General features: G+C 67.5%; 18 protein-coding genes. 6 read left to right on the forward strand and 12 right to left on the reverse strand.

Annotated features, from left to right (window positions below):
• Positions 1-40: 40 nt before the first annotated feature.
• Positions 41-1,501 (reverse strand): IMP dehydrogenase, encoded by a 1,461-nt coding sequence (gene guaB / locus AM586_RS04110; protein WP_052233793.1) that lies wholly within the window; start codon positions 1,499-1,501, stop codon positions 41-43.
• A gap of 179 nt (positions 1,502-1,680) precedes the next feature.
• Between guaB and AM586_RS04115 the strand changes: the two genes are divergently transcribed.
• Complete coding sequence (locus tag AM586_RS04115) at positions 1,681-2,157, forward strand: DUF4124 domain-containing protein (protein ID WP_052233792.1); 477 nt, start codon at positions 1,681-1,683, stop codon at positions 2,155-2,157.
• 76 nt (positions 2,158-2,233) lie between these two features.
• Here the strand turns inward: AM586_RS04115 and AM586_RS04120 are convergent, their stop codons facing one another.
• Both AM586_RS04120 and AM586_RS04125 read right to left on the reverse strand, forming a co-directional pair.
• A complete protein-coding gene (locus AM586_RS04120; protein ID WP_052233791.1) occupies positions 2,234-2,533 on the reverse strand; it encodes an RnfH family protein in 300 nt (99 codons plus the stop codon).
• 1 nt (position 2,534) lies between these two features.
• Entirely contained in the window at positions 2,535-2,969 is a 435-nt protein-coding gene (locus AM586_RS04125) for a type II toxin-antitoxin system RatA family toxin (protein ID WP_052233790.1), read from the reverse strand.
• Between the two features lie 67 nt (positions 2,970-3,036).
• Between AM586_RS04125 and smpB the strand changes: the two genes are divergently transcribed.
• On the forward strand, positions 3,037-3,486 hold the full coding sequence (smpB, locus tag AM586_RS04130) for an SsrA-binding protein SmpB (RefSeq protein WP_052233789.1): 450 nt from the start codon (positions 3,037-3,039) through the stop codon (positions 3,484-3,486).
• Positions 3,487-3,603: 117 nt separating this feature from the next.
• A complete protein-coding gene (locus AM586_RS04135) occupies positions 3,604-7,740 on the forward strand; it encodes a CheR family methyltransferase (protein WP_052233788.1) in 4,137 nt (1,378 codons plus the stop codon).
• A gap of 24 nt (positions 7,741-7,764) precedes the next feature.
• Here the strand turns inward: AM586_RS04135 and AM586_RS04140 are convergent, their stop codons facing one another.
• The 5 genes from AM586_RS04140 to AM586_RS04160 all read right to left on the reverse strand — a co-directional run bounded on the left by AM586_RS04140 (position 7,765) and on the right by AM586_RS04160 (position 12,181).
• Positions 7,765-8,739 carry an amidohydrolase family protein gene (locus AM586_RS04140; protein ID WP_052233787.1) on the reverse strand — a complete coding sequence of 325 codons (975 nt, stop codon included), beginning with the start codon at positions 8,737-8,739 and terminating at the stop codon, positions 7,765-7,767.
• Between the two features lie 28 nt (positions 8,740-8,767).
• The gene (locus AM586_RS04145; RefSeq protein WP_052233786.1) at positions 8,768-9,958 is read right to left on the reverse strand and encodes a multidrug effflux MFS transporter; all 1,191 of its coding nucleotides are present in this window, start codon (positions 9,956-9,958) and stop codon (positions 8,768-8,770) included.
• A gap of 57 nt (positions 9,959-10,015) precedes the next feature.
• Positions 10,016-10,696: a signal peptidase I gene (gene lepB / locus AM586_RS04150; protein WP_052233785.1), complete on the reverse strand. Its 681-nt coding sequence runs from the start codon at positions 10,694-10,696 to the stop codon at positions 10,016-10,018.
• Between the two features lie 112 nt (positions 10,697-10,808).
• Complete coding sequence (locus tag AM586_RS04155) at positions 10,809-10,994, reverse strand: hypothetical protein (protein WP_052233784.1); 186 nt, start codon at positions 10,992-10,994, stop codon at positions 10,809-10,811.
• On the reverse strand, positions 10,991-12,181 hold the full coding sequence (locus AM586_RS04160) for a PepSY domain-containing protein (RefSeq protein ID WP_052233783.1): 1,191 nt from the start codon (positions 12,179-12,181) through the stop codon (positions 10,991-10,993). The genes AM586_RS04155 and AM586_RS04160 overlap by 4 nt, the downstream gene beginning before the upstream one ends.
• A gap of 83 nt (positions 12,182-12,264) precedes the next feature.
• Between AM586_RS04160 and AM586_RS04165 the strand changes: the two genes are divergently transcribed.
• Complete coding sequence (locus tag AM586_RS04165; protein ID WP_052233782.1) at positions 12,265-14,442, forward strand: TonB-dependent siderophore receptor; 2,178 nt, start codon at positions 12,265-12,267, stop codon at positions 14,440-14,442.
• Here AM586_RS04165 and AM586_RS04170 read toward each other — a convergent pair.
• The 3 genes from AM586_RS04170 to AM586_RS04180 are packed head-to-tail and all read right to left on the reverse strand — an operon-like array spanning position 14,439 to position 16,636.
• Complete coding sequence (locus AM586_RS04170; RefSeq protein WP_052233781.1) at positions 14,439-15,242, reverse strand: SDR family oxidoreductase; 804 nt, start codon at positions 15,240-15,242, stop codon at positions 14,439-14,441. The genes AM586_RS04165 and AM586_RS04170 overlap by 4 nt on opposite strands.
• On the reverse strand, positions 15,242-16,162 hold the full coding sequence (locus tag AM586_RS04175; RefSeq protein WP_052233882.1) for an SPFH domain-containing protein: 921 nt from the start codon (positions 16,160-16,162) through the stop codon (positions 15,242-15,244). The genes AM586_RS04170 and AM586_RS04175 overlap by 1 nt, the downstream gene beginning before the upstream one ends.
• Positions 16,163-16,201: 39 nt before the next feature.
• Positions 16,202-16,636 carry an NfeD family protein gene (locus AM586_RS04180; protein WP_052233780.1) on the reverse strand — a complete coding sequence of 145 codons (435 nt, stop codon included), beginning with the start codon at positions 16,634-16,636 and terminating at the stop codon, positions 16,202-16,204.
• A gap of 232 nt (positions 16,637-16,868) precedes the next feature.
• On the opposite strand from AM586_RS04180, the gene AM586_RS04185 reads away from it, so the two are divergent.
• Positions 16,869-18,035 (forward strand): diguanylate cyclase, encoded by a 1,167-nt coding sequence (locus AM586_RS04185; RefSeq protein ID WP_052233779.1) that lies wholly within the window; start codon positions 16,869-16,871, stop codon positions 18,033-18,035.
• 21 nt (positions 18,036-18,056) lie between these two features.
• Positions 18,057-18,389 carry a YnfA family protein gene (locus tag AM586_RS04190; RefSeq protein ID WP_052233778.1) on the forward strand — a complete coding sequence of 111 codons (333 nt, stop codon included), beginning with the start codon at positions 18,057-18,059 and terminating at the stop codon, positions 18,387-18,389.
• Positions 18,390-18,450: 61 nt separating this feature from the next.
• Here AM586_RS04190 and ppsA read toward each other — a convergent pair whose 3' ends face one another.
• Positions 18,451-20,817: a phosphoenolpyruvate synthase gene (gene ppsA, locus AM586_RS04195; protein ID WP_052233881.1), complete on the reverse strand. Its 2,367-nt coding sequence runs from the start codon at positions 20,815-20,817 to the stop codon at positions 18,451-18,453.
• Between the last annotated feature and the right edge of the window lie 53 nt (positions 20,818-20,870).

The raw sequence follows: 20,870 nt of genomic DNA on the forward strand, positions 1-20,870 counted from the left end.
GGCCTTTAGTATCAACTGCGGGCCGCGTCTTGGGGATCTTTTACTCGGAGCGGTAGTTCGGCGCTTCCTTCGTGATCTGCACGTCGTGCACGTGCGATTCACGCATGCCGGCCGAGGTGATCTCGACGAACTCGGCTTTCGCGCGCAGCTCTTCGATGGTCGCGCAGCCGCAGTAGCCCATCGACTGGCGCACGCCGCCGACCAGCTGGTAGATGATGGCCAGCACGCTGCCCTTGTAGGCGACGCGGCCTTCGATGCCTTCCGGGACGAACTTGTCGGCCTTGCTCGAGGCTTCCTGGAAGTAGCGGTCGGCCGAACCTTCGGCCATCGCGCCCAGCGAACCCATGCCGCGGTAGCCCTTGTAGCTGCGGCCCTGGTACAGGATCACTTCGCCCGGCGCTTCTTCGGTGCCGGCGAACATCGAGCCCATCATGACGGTGTGGGCGCCGGCGGCCAGCGCCTTCGAGATGTCGCCCGAGAAGCGGATGCCGCCGTCGGCGATGCAGGGCACGCCCGTGCCTTCGAGGGCTTCGGCGACGTTCGAGATCGCGGTGATCTGCGGCACGCCGACGCCGGCGACGATACGGGTGGTGCAGATCGAGCCCGGGCCGATGCCGACTTTCACCGCGTCGGCGCCGGCTTCGACCAGCGCACGCGCTGCCGCCGCCGTGGCGATGTTGCCGCCGATGACGTCGACTTGCGGATAGGTGTCCTTGATCCATTTCACGCGGTCCAGGATGCCCTGCGAATGGCCGTGGGCGGTGTCGACCACCAGCACGTCCACGCCAGCCTTCACCAGCAGTTCCACGCGTTCCTTGTCCTTGTCGCCCACGCCCACTGCCGCGCCCACCAGCAGCTTGCCCTGCGCATCCTTGGATGCGTTCGGGTGTTCATGCGACTTCAGGATGTCCTTCACGGTGATCAGGCCGCGCAGTTCGAAGTCGTCGCCCACCACCAGCACGCGCTCGAGGCGGTGCTTGTTCATCAGGCGCTTGGCTTCGTCGAGGTCGGCGTCGTCCTTCACGTAGACCAGCTTTTCGCGCGGGGTCATCTTGCTGCGCACTTCGGCGTCCAGGTCTTCCTCGAAGCGCAGGTCGCGGTTGGTGATGATGCCGACCACCTGCTTGCCTTCCACCACCGGGAAGCCGCTGAAGCCATGCTGGTGCTGGAGCGCGGTCACGTCGCGGATCTTCATCGTCGGCGGCACCGTGATCGGGTCGCGCAGCACGCCGGCCTCGAAACGCTTGACGCGCGCCACTTCGCGAGCCTGGTCGGCGGGACGCAGGTTCTTGTGGATGATGCCGATGCCGCCCTCCTGCGCCATCGCGATTGCGAGGCGGGCTTCGGTCACGGTGTCCATCGCGGCGGACAGCAGCGGAATGTTCAGCGAGATATTCCGGGTCAGCTTGGTGCGCAGGGACGTGTTGGCCGGGAGGATGTTGGAGTAGGCCGGGACGAGCAGCACATCATCGAACGTGAGTGCTTTCTGAAGAAGACGCATAGTTTTATTTCCTATAGGCGCAAAAGCGAATTATACAGAAACTCCAATAAAACTTCTTCAGGCGGCCAAAAAAAGGCCGGAATGGTCTCGAAACCCATCCATTTGGCGAAAAACCACGGCGATTGACAGCGCCTGCGAATCATGGCGAAATCAGGTAAGTGATTACGCAAGGAAATACGATGAAACGACAATGGCCGCGCCTGCTGTGCGCGGGCGCCCTGGCCCTGACCTCCCTCTTCGCCCATGCCCAGTACAGCTGGATCGACGACAAGGGTACGCGCGTGTTCTCGGACCGCCCGCCGCCGCCCGGCACGCCGCCGGCGCGCATCCTGAAGACACCGCGCGGGCTGGAACCGCGCGAACCGCAGCCCGAGCCGGCAGCGCCGGCCGAGAAACAGGCTGCGCCGGACTGGAAGCAGCGCGAGACGGACTACCGGAAGCGCGCCGAGAAACGGAGCAAGGAAGAGGAGGAAGCGCTTGCCGCGAACAAGGCGCGGGCCGCCGAATGCGATACGGCGCGCGTCGAGCTGGCGCGCTTGAATTCAGGCGCGCGCCTGGTGCGCATCGACAAGAACGGCGAGCACGACTACTTGTCGGACGAGGAACGCGCGCAGCGCCAGGAAAAGGCGCGCCGCCGGCTGGCGCAATGCCCTTGATGTAGGGTGGCATCCTATGCCCACGCGTGGGCGCCGGCGATGTGCAGACGTCACGCGTGGGCACGCGGTGCCCACCCTACGCGTTCTGCTTCTTCGCCGCGCGCTTGCGCCGCGAATCCTTCGGATCGGCCACCAGCGGCCGGTAGAGTTCGATGCGGTCGCGGTCGCGCAGCACCGTGTCCAGCGTCTTCTTCTTGCCGTAGATGCCGACCGGCTGGGTCACCAGGTTGATCTCCGGGAAGCGCGCCAGCACGCCGCTGCCTTCGATCGCCTGGCCGATGGTGGCGCCGGGCGCGACGCGCATCGGATGGATGAATTCGTCCTGCGGCGTGGCGTACACGACGTAGACCTGCAGCGCATCCGCCAACTGAGCCATATCAGACGCCATATACCTGCTCGGCACGCTTGCAGAAGGAATCGACCATGGTGTTGGCGATCATGCCGAACACCGGTCCCACGATCTGTTCCAGGATCACGCTCGAGAACTCGTACTGCATGTCGAAGTCGATCTTGCAGGCGTCGGCGCGCAGGGCCTTGAAGGACCACACCGCTTCCAGCATCTTGAAAGGTCCGTCGACCAGGTGCATCTTCATCTGGGTCGGACGCTGGTTGTGGTTGGAGGTGGTAAAGCTCTGCTTCACGCCATGGAAGTTGATTTGCAGGGACGCGGTCAAGTTGTCCTCGGTCCGTTCCAGGAGCTTCACGCCGCTGCACCAGGGAAGAAACTTCGGATAATCTTCAACCTTCGCAACGAGGTCGAACATTTGCTCGGCGCTATAGCCCAAGAAAACTGATTTGTGCACTACTGCCATTTGTCAGCCGTTTGTTATGATGTTGGATTAACAGTAGTTTAACCGACGCGCGCATTTTAGCTATTTCATGAGCATTATTGATAATAAGAAAGCCTTTTTCGACTACTTCATCGAAGACCGCTACGAGGCCGGCCTGGTCCTGCAAGGCTGGGAAATCAAGGCGATCCGCGAGGGCCGCGTCCAGATCAAGGAAGCCTACGTCGTCGTACGCAACGGCGAGCTGTTCCTGTTCGGCGCCCACATCAGCGCCCTGACCGCCACCTCCGCCTGGAGCCATCCGGAAGCCCTTCGCACCCGCAAGCTGCTGCTGCACAAGGCCGAGATCGAGAAGCTGGTCGGCAAGGTCGAGCGCTCCGGCTACACCCTGGTGCCGCTGAACCTGCACTTCAAGGGCGGCCGCGTGAAGTGCGAAGTCGGCCTGGCCAAGGGCAAGAAGCAGCACGACAAGCGCGACACCGAGCGCGACCGCGACGCCAAGCGCGAGATCGAAAAGGCGATGAAGAACAACCGCCGCTGAGCCGCGGACGGGCGCGCGCCGGCCGGGCCGCCGGCGTGCAGGAATCCCAACATTTCCTGGCCCGGCATGTGTGGATGCACTACACTGGCGATCAAAACATTTTTGACACTGCCGCGCATGCACGACCCCGCCAATTCGCCCAGCACCCCTCCGACCGAACCCGGTGTCGTGCCGAGCACGATCGACTTCCCGGTCGTCGGCATCGGCGCTTCGGCCGGCGGATTGCCGGCGCTGCTGCGCTTCTTCGAGAACATGCCGCGCCATACCGGCATGGCCTACGTGGTCATCCTGCACCTCTCGCCCAAGCACAAGAGCTCGGCCGACCAGGTGCTGCAGCGCGCCACCCGCATGCCGGTGCTCCAGGTCCTCAATCCGGTGCAGGTCCGGCCCGACCACGTGTACGTGATCCCGCCCAACCGCCACCTGACGATGGTCGACAGCTACCTCGGCCTGACCGACCTGGAGCGGCCGCGCGGCAGCCACATCGCGATCGACATCTTCTTCCGTACCCTGGCCGAGGTCCACCGCGAGCGCGCGGTGGCGATCGTCATGTCGGGCACCGGTGCCGACGGCGCGGTCGGCCTCACGAGGATCAAGGAACAGGGCGGCCTGACGATCGCGCAGTCGCCGGCCGACGCCGAGCACGAGGACATGCCGGACGCCGCGATCCGCACCGGCGCGGTCGACTTCGTGCTGCCGGTGGTCGACATGCCGCAGAAGCTGATCGAGCTGTGGGAGAACGCGCGCGTCATCGAGATGCCGGCCGTTGGCGACGGCGAGGAGCAGATCGCGCACACGGTGCGTGCGGAGCTTGCGGAACAGGCGGAGGAAGCGCTGCAGCGGGTGATCTCGCTGCTGCTGAACCGCACCGGCCACGACTTCAAGCAGTACAAGCGCGCCACCGTGCTGCGCCGGATCGAGCGCCGCATGCAGGTGCGCGGCGTGCACACCCTGCCCGACTACCGCTCCCTGCTCGAGGGCGACGGACGCGAATGCAGCGCGCTGCTCGACGACATGCTGATCGGCGTGACCAACTTCTTCCGCGACCGCGAAGCCTTCGAAGCCCTCGAGCGCGAGATCATCCCCGAACTGTTCAAGGACAAGGGCCCCCTGGATGAGGTCAGGGTCTGGACGGCGGCCTGCTCCACCGGCGAGGAAGCCTATTCGCTGGCGATGCTGCTGGCCGACCACGCCGCCGACATGCCCCAGCCGCCGCCCTTCCAGGTGTTCGCCTCCGACATCGACAGCGGCGCCATCGCCCAGGCCAGGGCCGGCAACTATCCGTCCTCGATCATCACCGACGTCGCGCCCAGCCACCTGCGCCGCCATTTCACCAAGGACAACGACCGCTACCAGATCCGCAAGCCGATCCGCGACCGCATCCTGTTCGCCGCCCACAACGTGCTGCGCGACCCGCCGTTCTCGCGCCTCGACCTGGTCTCCTGCCGCAATTTGCTGATCTACCTGAACCGCGAGGTCCAGGCGCGCGTGCTGGAAATGTTCCACTTCGCGCTGAAGCCGGGCGGCTACCTGTTCCTGGGCGGCTCCGAGTCCGCCGATTCGGTAGCGGACTACTTCGTCCCGGTGGACAAGAAGAACCGCATCTACCGCGCGCGCCAGACCGCGCGCACGCCGGGCTCGGGCACCCACCTGCCGAGCCATGTCAGCCGCCTGCCGGAATCGATCCAGCGCCCGCCGGTGCGGCGCCAGTTCTCCTACGCCGAGGTGCACCAGCGCGCGCTGGCGCGGTCGGCCCCGCCCTCGGTGGTGCTCGACAAGGATTTGAACATCGTCCACATGACGCAGCAGGCCGGCCAGTTCCTGCGCATGGGCGGCGGCGAACCGTCGCGCAACGTGCTGGCGCTGGTGCTGCCGGCGCTGCGCCTCGAACTGCGCGGCGCGCTGTACCAGGTCCAGCACGGCAGCCCGGCCGTCGAATGCCGCCCGATCCCGGTCGAGATGCACGACCGTGCGCCGGTCATCGGCATGAAGCTGCGCGCCTTCCATGACGACGACAGCGCGGAAGATTTCGTGCTGGTCCTGTTCGACGAAGCGGCGCCGAATGCCGAGCCGGGGACGGCCGGGGCGCCGCGCGACGACCTGGTCCTGACCCAGCTCGAGGCCGAGCTGCAGCGCACCAAGGAGCAGCTGCAGGAAACGATCGAGCATTCCGAGATCTCGACCGAGGAGCTGCGCGCCTCGAACGAGGAACTCCAGGCAATCAACGAAGAGCTGCGCTCCGCCACCGAGGAACTCGAGACCAGCAAGGAAGAGCTGCAGTCGGTGAACGAGGAGCTCATCACCGTCAACTACGAGCTCAAGGTGAAGGTCGAGGAGACCGGCAAGGCCAACGACGACCTGAACAACCTGATCGCCTCGACCGACATCGCCACCATCTTCGTCGACAGCATGCTGCGCATCAAGCGCTTCACGCCGCGCGCGACCGACATCTTCAGCATCATCGCCTCCGACCTCGGGCGCTCGCTGCTGGACCTGACCCACCGGCTCGACTACGAGCAACTGGCCGACGACGTCAACGCCACCTTCGTGACCCTGCGCCCGGTCGAGCGCGAAGTGCGCAGCGACGACGGCAGCTGGTACATCGTGCGCCTGCTGCCCTACCGCACCACCGAGGACCGGATCGAAGGCGCGATCCTGACCTTCTTCGACATCAGCGCACGGCGCCAGGCCGAGGAGCTGGCGCGCGCCAGCGAGGCGCGCATGCGCATGGTGGCTGAAAGCGCCAGCGACTACGCCATCATCACGATGGATGCCGAGGGCCGCGCCACCAGCTGGAACCGGGGCGCCGAACGGATGTTCGGCCACACCGAGACGGAAATGCTGGGCCAGACGCTGGAGCGCCTGTTCACGCCGGAAGACCTGGCGGCCGGTGCGCGCGAGCAGGAGATGGAGCGCGCGCGGAAAGACGGTCGCGCCGAGGACGAGCGCTGGCACCTGCGCAAGGACGGCAGCCGCTTCTACGCCAGCGGCGTCACCAGCCCGCTCGGCGCGAACGCGGAATACGGCTACGCCAAGATCGCCCGCGACGAGACCGAACGCCAGCGCCAGACCAGCGAGCGCGACGAGGCGCTCAGCCACGAACACCAGGAGCGTACCGGCGCCGAGCACGCCGCGGCGATGAAGGACCAGTTCCTGGCCATCATGTCGCACGAGCTGCGCCAGCCGCTCAACATGATCAGCATTAATGCCGACCTCTTGTCGCGCATGGCCGAGGTGCGCGCTGCCGCCACCGCCCTGCGCTGCACCGAAGCGATCCGCACCTCGGTTCTCAGCCAGGCCAAGATCATCGAAGACCTGCTCGACCTGTCGCGCATCCGCACCGGCAAGCTGGCGCTGCACGTGGCGCCGCTCGACGCCGGCAAGACGGTCGGCGCGATCGTCGACGTCGCGCGCGCCGACCCGTCCGCGCGCGGGCTCGAGATCGCGGCCATCGGCCTGGATGCCGGGCTGGTCGTGATGGCGGACGCGGTGCGCTTCGAGCAGGTCGTCATGAACCTGCTCAGCAACGCGGTCAAGTTCACGCCCCAGGGCGGGCGCATCGAAGTCCGGCTCGGCCAGGAAGACGGCGCCCTGCGCCTGGACGTGATCGATACCGGCCAGGGCATCGCCCAGGGCGCCCTGTCGAAGGTGTTCGAGATGTTCGGCCAGCCGAATTCCGTCACCACCCGCGCCAAGGGCGGCCTCGGGATCGGCCTGGCGCTGGTGCGCGAGCTGGTCGCCCTGCACGGCGGCCGCATCGAGGTGCGCTCGGACGGCATCGGCAAGGGCGCCTGCTTCTCGGTCTGGCTGCCGCTGCTGGAACAAGGGCATGGCCAGCCGGCCGGCGCGCCCGCCGAACACCAGCGCGACGTCGCCGGCCTGCGCATCCTGCTGGTCGACGACGTCGAGGACGCGGTACTGGTCATGAAATCGCTGCTGGACATGTACGGCGCCGAGGTGCTGGTCGCGACCAGCGCGCGCCAGGCGCTCGAGATCCTCGCCCGCGCCGAGGTCGACCTGCTGGTCTCGGACATCTCGATGCCCGAGATGGACGGCTATGCGCTGCTGCGCGAAGTGCGCAAGCTGCCGCCCCACGCCGAGCTGCCGGCGGTGGCCGTGACCGGACTGGCGCGCGAGCAGGACATCGCGATGGCGCGCCAGGCGGGCTTCTCGGCCCACCTCGGCAAGCCGCTCTCGGTGGACCGCCTGCTGTCCATCATTCCGGGACTGATGCGGCGCCCCGCGGCGCAGTGAAGGCCGCGTCCGGCGTCCTCCGTCTCAGCGGAAGTACGGCGGGACGTTGGCGGCGATCTGCGCGAATTCCTTGTCGCTCAGCGGCAGCTTCCTGAACGCTTCCCAGGATTCGCGCGGGCGCAGGTTGTCGCCCTGGGCCGCGTCGGTCCCGTACAGCACCCTGCCCGTCCCGACCTGGCGGATGGTGTCCGCCACCAGTTGCGCCAGCTCCGGCCCGATGTCGCGGTCGACGATCGAGGCGACGTCGAACACCAGCTTGCGGGTGCGCGGGTCGCGCCGGGCGACCGCCGCGGCCAGTTCGGCCATCGCCGCGCGCGCCGGCGGATCCTCGTAGCCCGGACCGCTGCCGGCGAAGTGCGCCACCTGCACCGTCACGTCGGGCGCGGCCGGCAGCAGCTGTTCAATGAAGATCTTCGCCTGGCGCGCGCCGTAGGGCCGGCCCTTGCCGATGCTCGCGCGCAGGTGCACCACGATCGCCATGTGCGCCGCGTTGGCGGCGGCGAACACCTCGCGCAGGCGCGCCACATGGGCGGGGTCGTCGAGCTGCACGTCCGAATTCCCGAAGTGGAGCTTGATGCCGCGCGCCGTGCCGGCCTGGCCGCCGCAGCGTTTCAGTTCCCGCAGCGCGTAATCCTTCAGCGGATTGAAGCTGCAGAAGGCGAGCAGGCGGTCCGGATAACGCGCCGCCTGCGCCGCGGTCCAGTCGTTTTCCGCGCGCACCATGCCGGCTTCGTCCGCCACCTGCACGCCCGGCTTGCCGAACTGGTAGGCGATCGACAGCAGGGTCGCCTTGCGGATGCCGGCCGCGTCCAGCAGGGCGATCAGGTCTTTCGCGTCGAGCGGCCGCAGCGTGGTCGCCGGACCGGCGAAGGCGATGTCGCGGGCGCTGAAGATGTGCTGGTGGTAATCGCCGACCGGCGCCTGCGCCGCGCTTTGCACCTGGGCGGCGGCGCCGCACATCATGGCGGCCAGGACAAGACTGCGTGCAAGCGACTGCATGGCGGACTCCGGTCGGGAAAAGTCCAGTCTACCGGGAGCGCCGCCGCTCCGCCAGGCCCGCCAGCAACAGCGCCAGCCAGCTGCCGGCCAGGCCGACCGTGACGCCGCAGGCCAGCCTGAAGGCGCTGCCGAACAGCAGCGGCGCGACCAGGCCCGAGACCAGGGCGAAGGCCATCATCTGGATGAAGGCCAGCATCGACGCGGCCAGGCCGCGGTTGTCCGGGAACAGGCCCAGCGCGCCGACCTGGATCGCCGGCATCGCCACCGCCAGGCCGAAGGTATACACCATCAGCGGCAGCACGGCCCAGGGCACCGCGACCGCGGCGCCGGCCCAGGCGGTATAGCCGACGTTCAGCACGCAGGCGAGCAGCATCAGGCCGAAGCCGATCGCGCGCATGCGGGCGGGCGCGTGGCTGGCGGCACGCTTGCCGCCCCAGGCCGAGCCGATCACCATGCCGCTGATCAGCGGGATGAACATCCAGGCGAAGGCGGTCTCCGGCAGGTGCAGGATCTCCATCACGAAGTTGGCGGCCGAGCCGATGTACAGGGACAGGCCGCCGAAGGCCAAGCCCACCGACAGCGACAGCAGCAGGAACTGCGGATGGCCCAGCACCTTCAGGTAGTTGCGGGCGATGGCGCCGCCGTGGAAGGCATGGCGTTTCTCGGGCGGCAGGCTTTCCGGCAGCAGGCGCCAGCACAGCAGCAGCATCGTCGCGCCGAACAGGGCCAGGAACACGAAGGTGGCGCGCCAGCCGAAGCTCACGTGCAGCCAGCCGCCCAGCACCGGGGCGATGGCCGGCGCCAGGCCGAACACCATCATGATGTGGGACATCATCTTCTGCGCCTGGGCGCCGCTGAAGCGGTCCTGCACGATGGCCTGGCCGATCACCGAGCCGGCGCCGGCCGACAGGCCCTGCAGCGCGCGGAAGGCCAGCAGCCAGCCGAAGCTGGGCGCCAGCGAAGCGCCGACCGAACCGAGGGTGTACAGGGCCAGCGCCACCAGGATCACGGGCCGACGGCCGAAGGAATCGGACAGGGTCCCGTAGAACAGCATCATGAAGGCGAACGTGAACAGGAACACGCTCAGGGTCTGCTGCACCGCGACCGGCCCGACCTCGAAGGCGCGCCCGATCGCGGGAATGGAAGGCAGGTAGGTATCGATCGCCAGCGCACCCACCATACCCAGGCAGGCCAGGATCACCGTCAACAGTCTTTGCATCTACATCGCCTTCCGTTTGCTTGAAAAAACCGAAAGGCGGATTGTAGCGACAAACGCTCAGGGTCGGTACAGGGACATCCCGAAGCGCTCGGTGCGCGGCATCCAGTTGCCCTGGTAGTCGGCCGACACCAGCACCCGCTCGGCGCGGCCGATCAGCAGCTTGCGCGGCACCAGGCCGATCATGCGCGAGTCGGCGCTGTTGTCGCGGTTATCGCCCAGCATCAGGTACTGGCCTTGCGGAATCCGCAGCGGCCCGAAGGTGCGCGGCGCCACCAGGTCCGGCAGCACCTGGATGTGGCGGCGTCCGCCCTTGCCGCCGGCGATCGTCTCGGACAGTTGCAGCGCGCGCAGCGTGGAACCCTGCACCGAGTCCAGCGATTCCGCCACCATGTCGTAGTCGGCGCCCTTGCCGTTGATATACAGGCGCTCGTTGCGCATCTCGACGGTGTCGCCGGGCAGCGCGACCAGGCGCTTGATCAGCAGGGTGCCGTCCTTCGGCGAACGGAAGGTGACGATGTCGCCGCGCGCCGGCTCGCCCATGTGGGCCAGCACCACGTCGGTCAGCGGCACCTTCAGGTCGAAGGCCATGCGGTTGACCAGCACCACGTCGCCTTCCAGCAGGTTCGGATGCATCGACGCCGAGGGAATCGGATTCCAGTCCGCCACGGCCGTACGGAAGACGCCGAACAGGACCAGGAAAGCCAGAAAGCCTTTATTGTTGCGCACGAAGTTCTTCACAGCGGGACTCCTCGGTTTGATGTCATCTGCTTTATACGCCGTATTGATTGGCAGAAGCTTAATAGAAGATTAAAGGGGATGTATGCATGCGGCGCTCGTGTGGGCACGGGCGCTACGAATGTGGCGAACGGGCGGGCTTGACCATGTGCCAGGCGCCGACCAGCACCGGCACGCCCAGCGCGGCCACCGACACCAGGTCCCACCAGCCGTCGCCCAGCAGCCCGGCCACCAGTCCGATCGCGGTCAGGACGCCGAGCAGGATCGGCATGCCCCACAGGGCGCGGAAGGCGGGCGTCATCGGCGCTCTCCTTCGCCGGCCAGCGCCGGCCGCGGCGCGGACTTCGGTGCAGTTGCCGCCTTGGTCCTGGCGGCGCGGCCGCGCTTGAACCACAGGTACAGGCCGCTGCCCAGCACGGCGATCGTCGCCAGGTCGAGCAGCGCCCACAGGAACTTCATGCCGGCGCCACCGTAATCGCCGAAATGCAGCGGCTGCGACAGCAGCAGCGTGCTCAGGTACCAGGGCAGCGTGCGCTGGTCGGTGACCTGGCCGCTGCCGGCGTCGATCAGCACCGGCTTGTACAGGCGCGAGGTCAGCGCCTGGTCGCCGTGCATGTACACGCCGTAATGGTGGGCGCTCGCGAAGGGCGTGCCGGGGAAGGCGATGAAGCCGACCCGCATGCCCGGCTGCAGCGCCTGGGCGCGCGCCACCGACTGCTCCATCGAGGCCAGTGTTTTCAACGGCGGCCGGCCCCGCATCTGCTCTTCCTTGGGCTTGACCATCGCCGCGATCTCGGTCGACTGCCAGTATTGCAGCAGCACGTCGGCCAGCGTGTTGACGACGCCGGTCGCGCCCACTACCAGGGTCCATACCAGGGTCACGATGCCGAGCAGGTTGTGCAGGTCCAGCCATTTCAGGCGCGCGGTGCGGCCGTGGCGGACGTCGCCGAAGGCCAGCTTGCGCATGAAGGGCGCGTACAGCACCACGCCGGAAACGACCGCCACCAGCAGCAGCACGCCCATGAATCCGAGGAAGAGCTTGCCCGCCACGCCGGCGAACAGGTCGACGTGCAGGTGGAACAGGAAAGCCATCAGCGCCCCGCCCTCGATCGGCGGCTCGGCCACGTATTGCGCGGTGCGCGCGTCGATCGCGATCGAGACGAACTGGGGATCGGTCGGATTCGCGCCCATCGTCAGGAACCAGAGCGCCGGCTCATCCAGCTCCTGCGACATGTACATCATGATCTTGTCCGGGTAGCGCGCCTGGCCGGCGGCGATGACCTCGTCGAGACTCGCGCGCGGCGCCGCAACGGCGGCCTGCGCGGCCGGCAGCGTCGGCGCTTGGACCTCGTTGCCCAGCAGCTGGCCGATCTCGTGGTGGTAGATCAGCGGCAGTCCGGTCAGGCAGAGCAGGAGCATGAAGGCGGTGCAGACCAGGCTGCTCCATTTGTGGATCCAGGACCAGCGGCGGAGGGAGACGGGAGACATGGCCCAGATAGTAATAGTTCTCATTTACGAAATCAAGCACGATGGATATAATGAGAATTATTCTCATCAATAGTCGACGCACCATGACCATGAAACTGACCCCGCCCGCCCTCGGCGCCCTGCTGTTCGCCGCCTCCTTCGCCCAGGCCCAGGAGGCCCAGTCCGGCGCGCAGCCGGCCATGCCGACCGTCGTGGTGAGCGCCTCGGCCGACGCTTCGGCCCAGGGCCTGCCGGCGGCCTACGCCGGCGGCCAGGTGGCGCGCGGCGGCCGCCTTGGCCTGCTGGGCAATGTCGACATCATGGACACGCCCTTCAACGGCACCAACTACACCCAGGCCCTGATCCAGGACCAGCAGGCGCGCAGCGTGGCCGACGTGGTCCAGAACGACCCCTCGGTGCGGGTGGCGCGCGGCTTCGGCAACTTCCAGGAACTGTATGTGATCCGCGGCTTTGCCGTGAATTCCGACGACATGGCCTACAACGGCCTGTACGGCCTCCTGCCGCGCCAGTTCGTGGCCTCCGAGCTGCTCGAGCGCGTCGAGATCTTCCGCGGCGCGAACAGCTTCATCAACGGCGCGGCGCCGGGCGGCGGCGGCATCGGCGGCTCGGTCAACCTGGTGCCGAAGCGCGCCCCGAACCGCGACCTGAGCCAGGTGACGGTGGGCGTGGAATCCGGCGGCCAGGCCTACGGCGCCTTCGACGTCGCACGCCGCTTCGGCGACGGCGACCGCGCCGGCATCCGCGTCAACGCCGTGCGCCGCGACGGCGACACCGCGGTGGACCGCGAATCGCGCGAACTGAACGTGCTGTCGGTGGGGATGGACTACCGCGGCGACAACTACCGCCTGTCGGCCGACGTCGGCTTCCAGGAACACCAGCTGGACCGCGCCCGCCCGAGCGTCACGGTCGGCGCCGGCCTCGCCGTCCCGAGCGCGCCGGATGCGAGCCACAATTTCGCCCAGCCCTGGACCCGCTCGCTCGAGCGCGACACCTTCGGCACGCTGCGCTTTGAGGCCGACCTGGCCCCGAACGTGGTCGGATGGGCCGCCTTCGGCGCCCGCAACGGCAGCGAATTCAACGCCCTGACCACGACCACCACCACGGATAATGCCGGCGGCCTGAACATGGGCCGCTTCGACAACCAGCGCAACGACCGCACCCGCACCGGCGAGATCGGCGTGCGCGGCGAGCTGCGCACCGGCCCCGTCAAGCACACGATCAGCGCCAGCGCCTCGGCCTTCGAGATGAAGTCCTTCAACGCCTACGGCCTGAGCGACTTCGCCGGCTGGTCGACCAACCTGTACCGCCCGGTCGACGTGGCCGCGCCCTCGCCCACCTTCTTCACCGGCGGCTCGATGGCGAACCCGCTGCTGACGCACAAGGCGATCCTGGGCAGCTACGCCATCGCCGACACCATGGCGCTGCTGGACGACGCGCTGCGCGTGACGGTCGGCGTACGCCGCCAGCGCATCAAGGACACCAGCTACGACTACAACACCGGCGCACAGAACGCCGGCTACGACGAAAGCGCGAACACCCCGGTGGCCGGCATCGTCTACAAGCCCTTGACAAACCTGTCGCTGTACGCGAACTACGCCGAAGCCCTGCAGCAGGGCCCGACCGCGTCCGGCTTCCCCGTGGTGCCGGTCAACCAGGGCCAGGTCTTCGCGCCCTACACCTCGCGCCAGAAGGAAGTCGGCGTCAAGGTCGACAGCGGCAAGCTGGGCATGAGCGCGGCCGTGTTCACCACGTCGCAGCCGCTGAGCGGCATCCAGGATCGCGTCTTCGGCATCTTCGGCGAGCAGCGCAACCGCGGTCTGGAACTGTCGGTGTTCGGCATGCCGATGCACGGCCTGCGCGTGCTGGGCGGCCTGACCCTGCTGGACGCCGAACAGCGTCGCACCGCCGGCGGCGTCAACCAGGGCAAGGATGCGATCGGCGTGCCGCAGACCCAGCTGAACCTGGGCGCGGAATGGGATATCGCGCGGGTTCCGGGCCTGTCGCTGAACGCGCGCGTGCTGAGCACCTCGAAGCAGTATGCCGACGCCGCCAACACCCAGCGGCTGCCGTCCTGGACCCGTCTCGACCTCGGGGCCAACTACCTGACCCGCGTCATGGACCGCGACCTCACCTTGCGCGCCCGCGTCGACAATGCCTTCGACCGCAACTACTGGGCCTCGGCCGGCGGCTATCCGGGCGCCGGCTACCTGGTGCTGGGGGCGCCGCGTACGGTGAGCGTGTCGGCGACGGTGGATTTCTAAGGCCGGAGCTCGTCCTTCAGCGCGGCCATCGCCATCTTCTCCACCAACCCTGGGGCGAGCAGTTTCATCAGCCGCCCCAGCTTGCCCTTCGCCGTCATCACGACCTCGCGCTTGCGCCGCTCCATCCCGTCGGCGATCAGGCGTGCGCATTCCCGGACCGTCATCGCGCCCTCCTCGCGCAGGCCGCTGCTGCCCGCCTCCCGGCCCAGCGCATTGAAGCCGCGGTAGCGGATCCGGGTATCGACCACGCCCGGATAGGCGATCGTCACCGACACCCCGGCGCCCTTCAGTTCCGCGCGCAGGGCCTCGAAGAAGCCGGTCATCGCGAACTTGCTGGCGCTGTAGGCGGTGCGCCCCGGCACGCCGACCAGGCCGGCCAGCGAAGACACCGCGACGATCCGCCCCCGCGCCGCTTTCAGCCAGGGCAAGGCCGCCTGCGTGCACCACACGCTGCCCCACAGGTTGATGCGCATGAGCTCTTCGTACCAGCCGAGATCCGGCACCTCCTCGAACAGCGCGTGCGCCGAGCGGCCGGCATTGTTGACCAGCATGTCGATGCGGCCGAAGCGCCCGGCCGCGGCGGCGATGAGATGCCGGCACTGCTGCTGGTCGGCGACATCGGTGGGCACCGCCAGCGCCTGCGCGCCGAGGGCCGCGCACTCGCCGGCGACCTGCTCCAGCTTGTCGCGGTCGCGCGCGGCCAGCACCAGCGCGAGGCCCGCCCCGTCGCGGGCGGCCAGCTGGCGCGCGAGCTCGGCGCCGATCCCGTCCGAGCCGCCGGTGATCACCACCACCCGCATCAGCGCTCGGCCTTCACGATCTGCAGCGCGCTGGCGATCAGGCCGCTCATATTGCCCAGGTCGGCCGGTACGATGATGGAGTTGTTGGTCTTGGCCAGGTTGCCGAAGGCGCGCACATACTCTTCGGCCACGCGCAGGTTGACCGCGTCGATGCCACCGGGGCTGCGGATCGCCTCGCCCACCTGGCGCAGGGCGGTCGCGCTGGCGTCGGCCAGGGCCACGATGGCGGTCGCCTCGCCCTGGGCGCGGTTGATCGACGCCTGCTTCTCGCCTTCGGAACGGGCGATCGCCGCCTCGCGCTCGCCGCTGGCGATATTGATCTGTTCCTGGCGCCGGCCTTCGGAGGCGGCGATCAGCGCGCGCTTCTCGCGCTCGGCGGTGATCTGGCGCTGCATCGCGTGCAGGATCTCGGCCGGCGGGGTCAGGTCCTTGATCTCGTAGCGCAGCACCTTCACGCCCCAGTTGGCCGCCGATTCGTCGATCGCGTTCACCACCGTCGTGTTGATGTGGTCGCGCTCCTCGAAGGTTTTATCCAGCTCCATGCGGCCGATCACGGAACGCAGCGTGGTCTGGGCCAGCTGCGTGATGGCCTGGATGTAGTTCGAGGAACCATACGACGCCCGCATGGCGTCGGTCACCTGGAAGTACAGGATGCCGTCCACCTGCAGCTGCGTGTTGTCCTTGGTGATGCAGACCTGGGGCGGCACGTCGAGCGGGATCTCCTTCAGGCTGTGCTTGTAGGCGATGCGGTCGATGAAGGGCACGACGATGTTCAGGCCGGGCGCCAGCGTCGCATGGTACTTGCCGAGCCGCTCGACCACCCAGGCATGCTGCTGGGGCACCACGTTGATGGTCTTGATGACGAACACCAAGGCAATGATGAAGATGACCAGCGCCACGGTACCGAAAGAGAATTCCATGAGCATCCCTTATAGATGAGTTGTTATGTGAAGCAAATCTTATGGATGGGACGCCGCATTGGCCACCACCAGCCGGCTGCCCAGCACCTCGACGATGCGGAACTCCCCGGCCTGCGGCGTCGCGCCCTGGCCCAGCTCGACATCCCACAGCGCGCCGCGGTACATCACGCGCGCGCGGCCGTTGTCCCAGCCCGGCACGGTGACGCGCTGGCCGATGTCCATGTTCACGTTGCGGTCGCGCGAGGCGTCGTGCTTCGCCGGACGGCCGAAGCGCGAGCGGTGCAGCAGCGCGGTCGCCAGCACGCCGATGGCGGCCGCGGCGATGGTCTGCACCGGCCCGCCGGCCCCGGCCAGCGCCACGACCCCGCCGACCGCCAGTCCGATGGCAATCATCAACAGGTAGAAGGTCCCGGTGAACAGCTCCAGGATCACGAGCACGCCGGCTGCCACGAGCCAGCCCATCCAGTCAGCCATGGTTTTCTCCCAAAAAGTCAAAAACCCCCGCCTCCCGGGACGGGTGACGAGGGTCAAACCTGTTCTGTGTCGTATCGATGATAAATGACTTGAATAGACAATTCTCTACATCCAGTCTACCGTTTCTGGACAGAGAGTCAACATCGAGTGCTAAAACCAAGATGGGAGTAGGGTTTTTCACCGATTTTTGATACCATAAGGCAATCTTCCGTTTCCTTCCCGTCTTCTTTCCATGTTGATCGTCGTAAGCCTGCTGCTGGTGACGATGGCTTTGTCCGCCGTCATGCTGCTCGTGCTGTCCTCGCTGCGCGATAGCGGGGCCCGCGGCATCCGCGAATGGTTCGCGGCGAACGCGATGGCGGTGGTGGCGATGCCGCTGTTCGCGGCGCGCGGCGCGCTGCCCGACGTGTGGTCGATCGAGGTCGCGAACACCCTGCTGCTCGGCACCACGGTGACGATGCTGGCCGGCTACCGGCGCCACCTGGCGCTGCCGGTGCCCTGGCGGCGCCTGGGCGCCACCGTCGTGCTGGGCCTGTTCCTGATCCTCGTGCTGCACCATGGCGTCGATTCGGTGGGCGGCCGCGTCGTCGCGATGTCGCTGCTGCACGCGACCCTGTGCCTGGAAATGGGATTGCTGCTGTCGCCGCAGCTGGGGCGCACCAAGCGCCGCTACCCGGTCCTGTTCACCGTCTGCGCCGCCTATGCCAACGCCGGCCTGCAGATCGTGCGTGCGCTGGTCTACGGCGCCCAGCTGGGCGGCGCTTCGATGCCATGGGAAGATGCGATCCTCAGCATGGTCTTCTTCTCGGCGGGCGCCCTGTCGCTGCCGGCGCTGACCCTGGGCGCGGTCATGATGGCGAACGGCGACCTGATCGCCCGCGCCCGGCATGCGGCCGACCACGATCACCTCACCGGGGCCTGCTCGCGCCGCGCCTTCTTCGAGCTGGCCGCGCGCGAGCAGGCGCGCACGCTGCGCCGCCGCAGCCCGCTGTCGCTGCTGCTGTTCGACGTCGACCACTTCAAGCGCATCAACGATACCCACGGCCACGCCACCGGCGACCGCGTGCTGGTCGATATCGTCGAGCGCACCGGCGCGGTGGTGCGCAGCATCGACATCGTCGCCCGCCTGGGCGGCGAGGAATTCGCGGTGCTGCTGCCCGACACCGGCGCCGACACCGCGCTGCCGGTGGCCGAGCGCCTGCGCCACGGCCTGGACCGTTCGGCGGGCGACGGCGGCATCGGCTATACGGTCAGCATCGGCGTCGCCACCCTGCTCGCCGGAGAGACCATCGAAGGCATGCTGTCGCGCGCCGATGCCGCCCTGTACGCGGCCAAGGCCGGCGGACGCAACCTGGTGGTCGACGCCCGCGCGCTGCCGGCGCCGGCGCAAATGGCATAAACGGTATATCGGAAACGACCCATGCCCACGCTCGTCAAATACGCGGCGCTGTTCGCCCTCACGGCGCTGGCCGAAATCGTCGGCTGCTACCTGCCCTGGCTGGTGTTGAAGGCGGGCAGGAGCGCCTGGCTGCTGGTGCCGGCCTGCGTCTCGCTGGCGCTGTTCGCCTGGCTGCTGACCCTGCATCCCAGCGCCGCCGGCCGCACCTATGCGGCCTACGGCGGCATGTACATCGCGGCGGCCCTGCTGTGGCTGCGCTTCGTCGACGGGGTCGCCCTGAGCCGCTACGACCTGCTCGGGGCCGGCCTGGCGCTGGCGGGGATGGCGGTGATCGCGCTGCAGCCGCAGGGCTGAGGCAAAAAGAAAAACCCCCGCGGGCCCGAAAGCCGGCGGGGGTTCCTTGCTCAGGCGCCGATTACATCGCCGCCAGCTTCTTCCAGGTATCGATGACCGAGTCAGGGTTCAGCGACATCGACTCGATGCCCTGCTCCACCAGCCACTGCGCGAAGTCCGGGTTGTCCGAAGGACCCTGACCGCAGATGCCGATGTACTTGCCCTGCGCGCGGCACGCCTTGATCGCCAGCGAGAGCATGGCTTTCACGGCCGGGTCGCGCTCGTCGAAGTCCTTGGCCAGCAGCTCCATGCCGGAGTCGCGGTCCAGGCCCAGGGTCAGCTGGGTCAGGTCGTTCGAGCCGATCGAGAAACCGTCGAAGTACTGCAGGAACTGCTCGGCCAGGATGGCGTTGGACGGCACTTCGCACATCATGATGACGCGCAGGCCGCCTTCGCCCCCACCTTCGCCGCGCTTGAGGCCGTACTTCGCCAGCAGGGCGATGACCTTCTCGGCCTGGCCCAGGGTGCGCACGAAGGGAATCATCAGCTCGACGTTGGTCAGGCCCATCTCTTCGCGCACGCGCTTCATGGCCATGCATTCCATCTCGAAGGACTCGGCGAAGTCCTCGGCCAGGTAGCGCGCCGCGCCGCGGAAGCCCAGCATCGGGTTTTCCTCGTCCGGCTCGTAGCGCGAGCCGCCGATCAGCTTCTTGTACTCGTTCGACTTGAAGTCGGACAGGCGCACGATGACGGGCTTGGGCCAGAACGCGGCGGCGATGGTCGCCACGCCTTCGGCCAGCTTGTCGACGTAGAAGGCTTTCGGCGAAGCGTGGCCGCGCGCAACCGACTCGACCGCCTTCTTCAGGTCGTTGTCGATGTTCGGGTACTCGAGGATGGCCTTCGGGTGCACGCCGATGTTGTTGTTGATGATGAACTCGAGACGCGCCAGGCCGACGCCGCCGTTCGGCACCGACTGGAAGTCGAAGGCCAGCTGCGGGTTGCCGACGTTGAGCATGATCTTGGTCTTCAGCGGCGGCAATTCGCCGCGCACTTCTTCCGACACCTCGGTTTCCAGCAGGCCGTCGTAGATCTTGCCCTCGTCGCCTTCGGCGCAGGACACGGTCACGAAAGTGCCGTCCTTCAGGACATCGGTGGCGTCGCCGCAGCCGACCACCGCCGGCACGCCCAGCTCACGGGCGATGATCGCCGCGTGGCAGGTACGGCCGCCGCGGTTGGTGACGATCGCGGATGCGCGCTTCATGACCGGCTCCCAGTTCGGGTCGGTCATGTCGGCCACCAGCACGTCGCCCGGCTGCACGCGTTCCATCTCGGACGGGTCGTTGATGACGCGGACCGGACCGGCACCGATCTTCTGGCCGATCGCGCGGCCGCTCGTCAATACGGTGCCGGTGCCCTTCAGCTTGAAGCGCTGCTGGGCGTCGCCGGCCTTCTGCTGCGACTTCACGGTTTCCGGCCTAGCCTGCAGGATGTACAGCTTGCCGTCGCGGCCGTCCTTGCCCCACTCGATGTCCATCGGGCGGCCGTAGTGCTTCTCGATGATCACCGCGTATTTCGCCAGCTCGACCACTTCCTCGTCGTTCAGCGAGTAGCGGTTGCGCAGCTCGACCGGCACGTCGACGGTCTGCACCGAACGGCCAGCCTTGGCTTCCTTGGTGAACTCCATCTTGATCAGCTTGGAGCCGATGTTCTTGCGGATGACCGGCTTCTTGCCCAGCTCGAGCATCGGCTTGTGCACGTAGTACTCGTCCGGGTTGACGGCGCCCTGCACCACGGTCTCGCCCAGGCCGTAGCTGGAGGTGATGAAGACCACGTCCTTGAAGCCCGACTCGGTGTCGATGGTGAACATCACGCCGGCCGCGCCGGTGTCCGAACGGACCATGCGCTGCACGCCTGCCGACAGCGCGACCTCGGCGTGGGTGAAGCCCTTGTGCACGCGATAGGAGATGGCGCGGTCGTTGTACAGCGACGCGAACACGTGCTTCATGGCTTCCAGCACGTTGTCGATGCCGACCACGTTCAGGAAGGTCTCCTGCTGGCCGGCGAAGGAAGCGTCCGGCAGGTCCTCGGCGGTGGCCGAGGAACGCACGGCGAACGACACTTCGGTGTCCGAATCGGCGACCAGGCGGTCGTAGAAGGCCTCGATTTCCTGCTGCAGGCGCGGCTGGAACGGGGTCTCGACGATCCACTGGCGGATTTCGGCGCCGGCCGCGGCCAGGGCGCGCACGTCGTCGACGTCCAGGCTTTCCAGTCGCGTGGCGATGCGCTGGCCCAGCGAAGGGCCACCGTCGGCGCTGTGGCGCAGGAAGTCACGGAAGGCGTCGGCCGTGGTGGCGAAGCCGCCCGGCACGCGCACGCCGGCTTCGGCCAGCTGGCTGATCATCTCGCCGAGCGAAGCGTTCTTGCCGCCGACCGACTCGACGTCGGTCATGCGCAGGTTTTCGAAAGAAGCAACGTAGACGCTCTCGCCGCTTGCTGCCGGGT

Source organism: Massilia sp. WG5 (genome assembly GCF_001412595.2).
Taxonomy (GTDB): Bacteria; Pseudomonadota; Gammaproteobacteria; order Burkholderiales; family Burkholderiaceae_D; genus Telluria.

Bases quoted from the DNA above. Each gene is read 5' to 3' on its own strand.
- guaB (WP_052233793.1), bottom strand. From the start codon at position 1,501: ATGCGTCTTCTTCAGAAAGCACTCACGTTCGATGATGTGCTGCTCGTC.
- AM586_RS04115 (WP_052233792.1), top strand. From the start codon at position 1,681: ATGAAACGACAATGGCCGCGCCTGCTGTGCGCGGGCGCCCTGGCCCTG.
- AM586_RS04120 (WP_052233791.1), bottom strand. From the start codon at position 2,533: ATGGCTCAGTTGGCGGATGCGCTGCAGGTCTACGTCGTGTACGCCACG.
- AM586_RS04125 (WP_052233790.1), bottom strand. From the start codon at position 2,969: ATGGCAGTAGTGCACAAATCAGTTTTCTTGGGCTATAGCGCCGAGCAA.
- smpB (WP_052233789.1), top strand. From the start codon at position 3,037: ATGAGCATTATTGATAATAAGAAAGCCTTTTTCGACTACTTCATCGAA.
- AM586_RS04135 (WP_052233788.1), top strand. From the start codon at position 3,604: ATGCACGACCCCGCCAATTCGCCCAGCACCCCTCCGACCGAACCCGGT.
- AM586_RS04140 (WP_052233787.1), bottom strand. From the start codon at position 8,739: ATGCAGTCGCTTGCACGCAGTCTTGTCCTGGCCGCCATGATGTGCGGC.
- AM586_RS04145 (WP_052233786.1), bottom strand. From the start codon at position 9,958: ATGCAAAGACTGTTGACGGTGATCCTGGCCTGCCTGGGTATGGTGGGT.
- AM586_RS04155 (WP_052233784.1), bottom strand. From the start codon at position 10,994: ATGACGCCCGCCTTCCGCGCCCTGTGGGGCATGCCGATCCTGCTCGGC.
- AM586_RS04160 (WP_052233783.1), bottom strand. From the start codon at position 12,181: ATGTCTCCCGTCTCCCTCCGCCGCTGGTCCTGGATCCACAAATGGAGC.
- AM586_RS04165 (WP_052233782.1), top strand. From the start codon at position 12,265: ATGACCATGAAACTGACCCCGCCCGCCCTCGGCGCCCTGCTGTTCGCC.
- AM586_RS04170 (WP_052233781.1), bottom strand. From the start codon at position 15,242: ATGCGGGTGGTGGTGATCACCGGCGGCTCGGACGGGATCGGCGCCGAG.
- AM586_RS04175 (WP_052233882.1), bottom strand. From the start codon at position 16,162: ATGGAATTCTCTTTCGGTACCGTGGCGCTGGTCATCTTCATCATTGCC.
- AM586_RS04180 (WP_052233780.1), bottom strand. From the start codon at position 16,636: ATGGCTGACTGGATGGGCTGGCTCGTGGCAGCCGGCGTGCTCGTGATC.
- AM586_RS04185 (WP_052233779.1), top strand. From the start codon at position 16,869: ATGTTGATCGTCGTAAGCCTGCTGCTGGTGACGATGGCTTTGTCCGCC.
- AM586_RS04190 (WP_052233778.1), top strand. From the start codon at position 18,057: ATGCCCACGCTCGTCAAATACGCGGCGCTGTTCGCCCTCACGGCGCTG.
- ppsA (WP_052233881.1), bottom strand. From the start codon at position 20,817: ATGACCGACGTCGAGTCGGTCGGCGGCAAGAACGCTTCGCTCGGCGAG.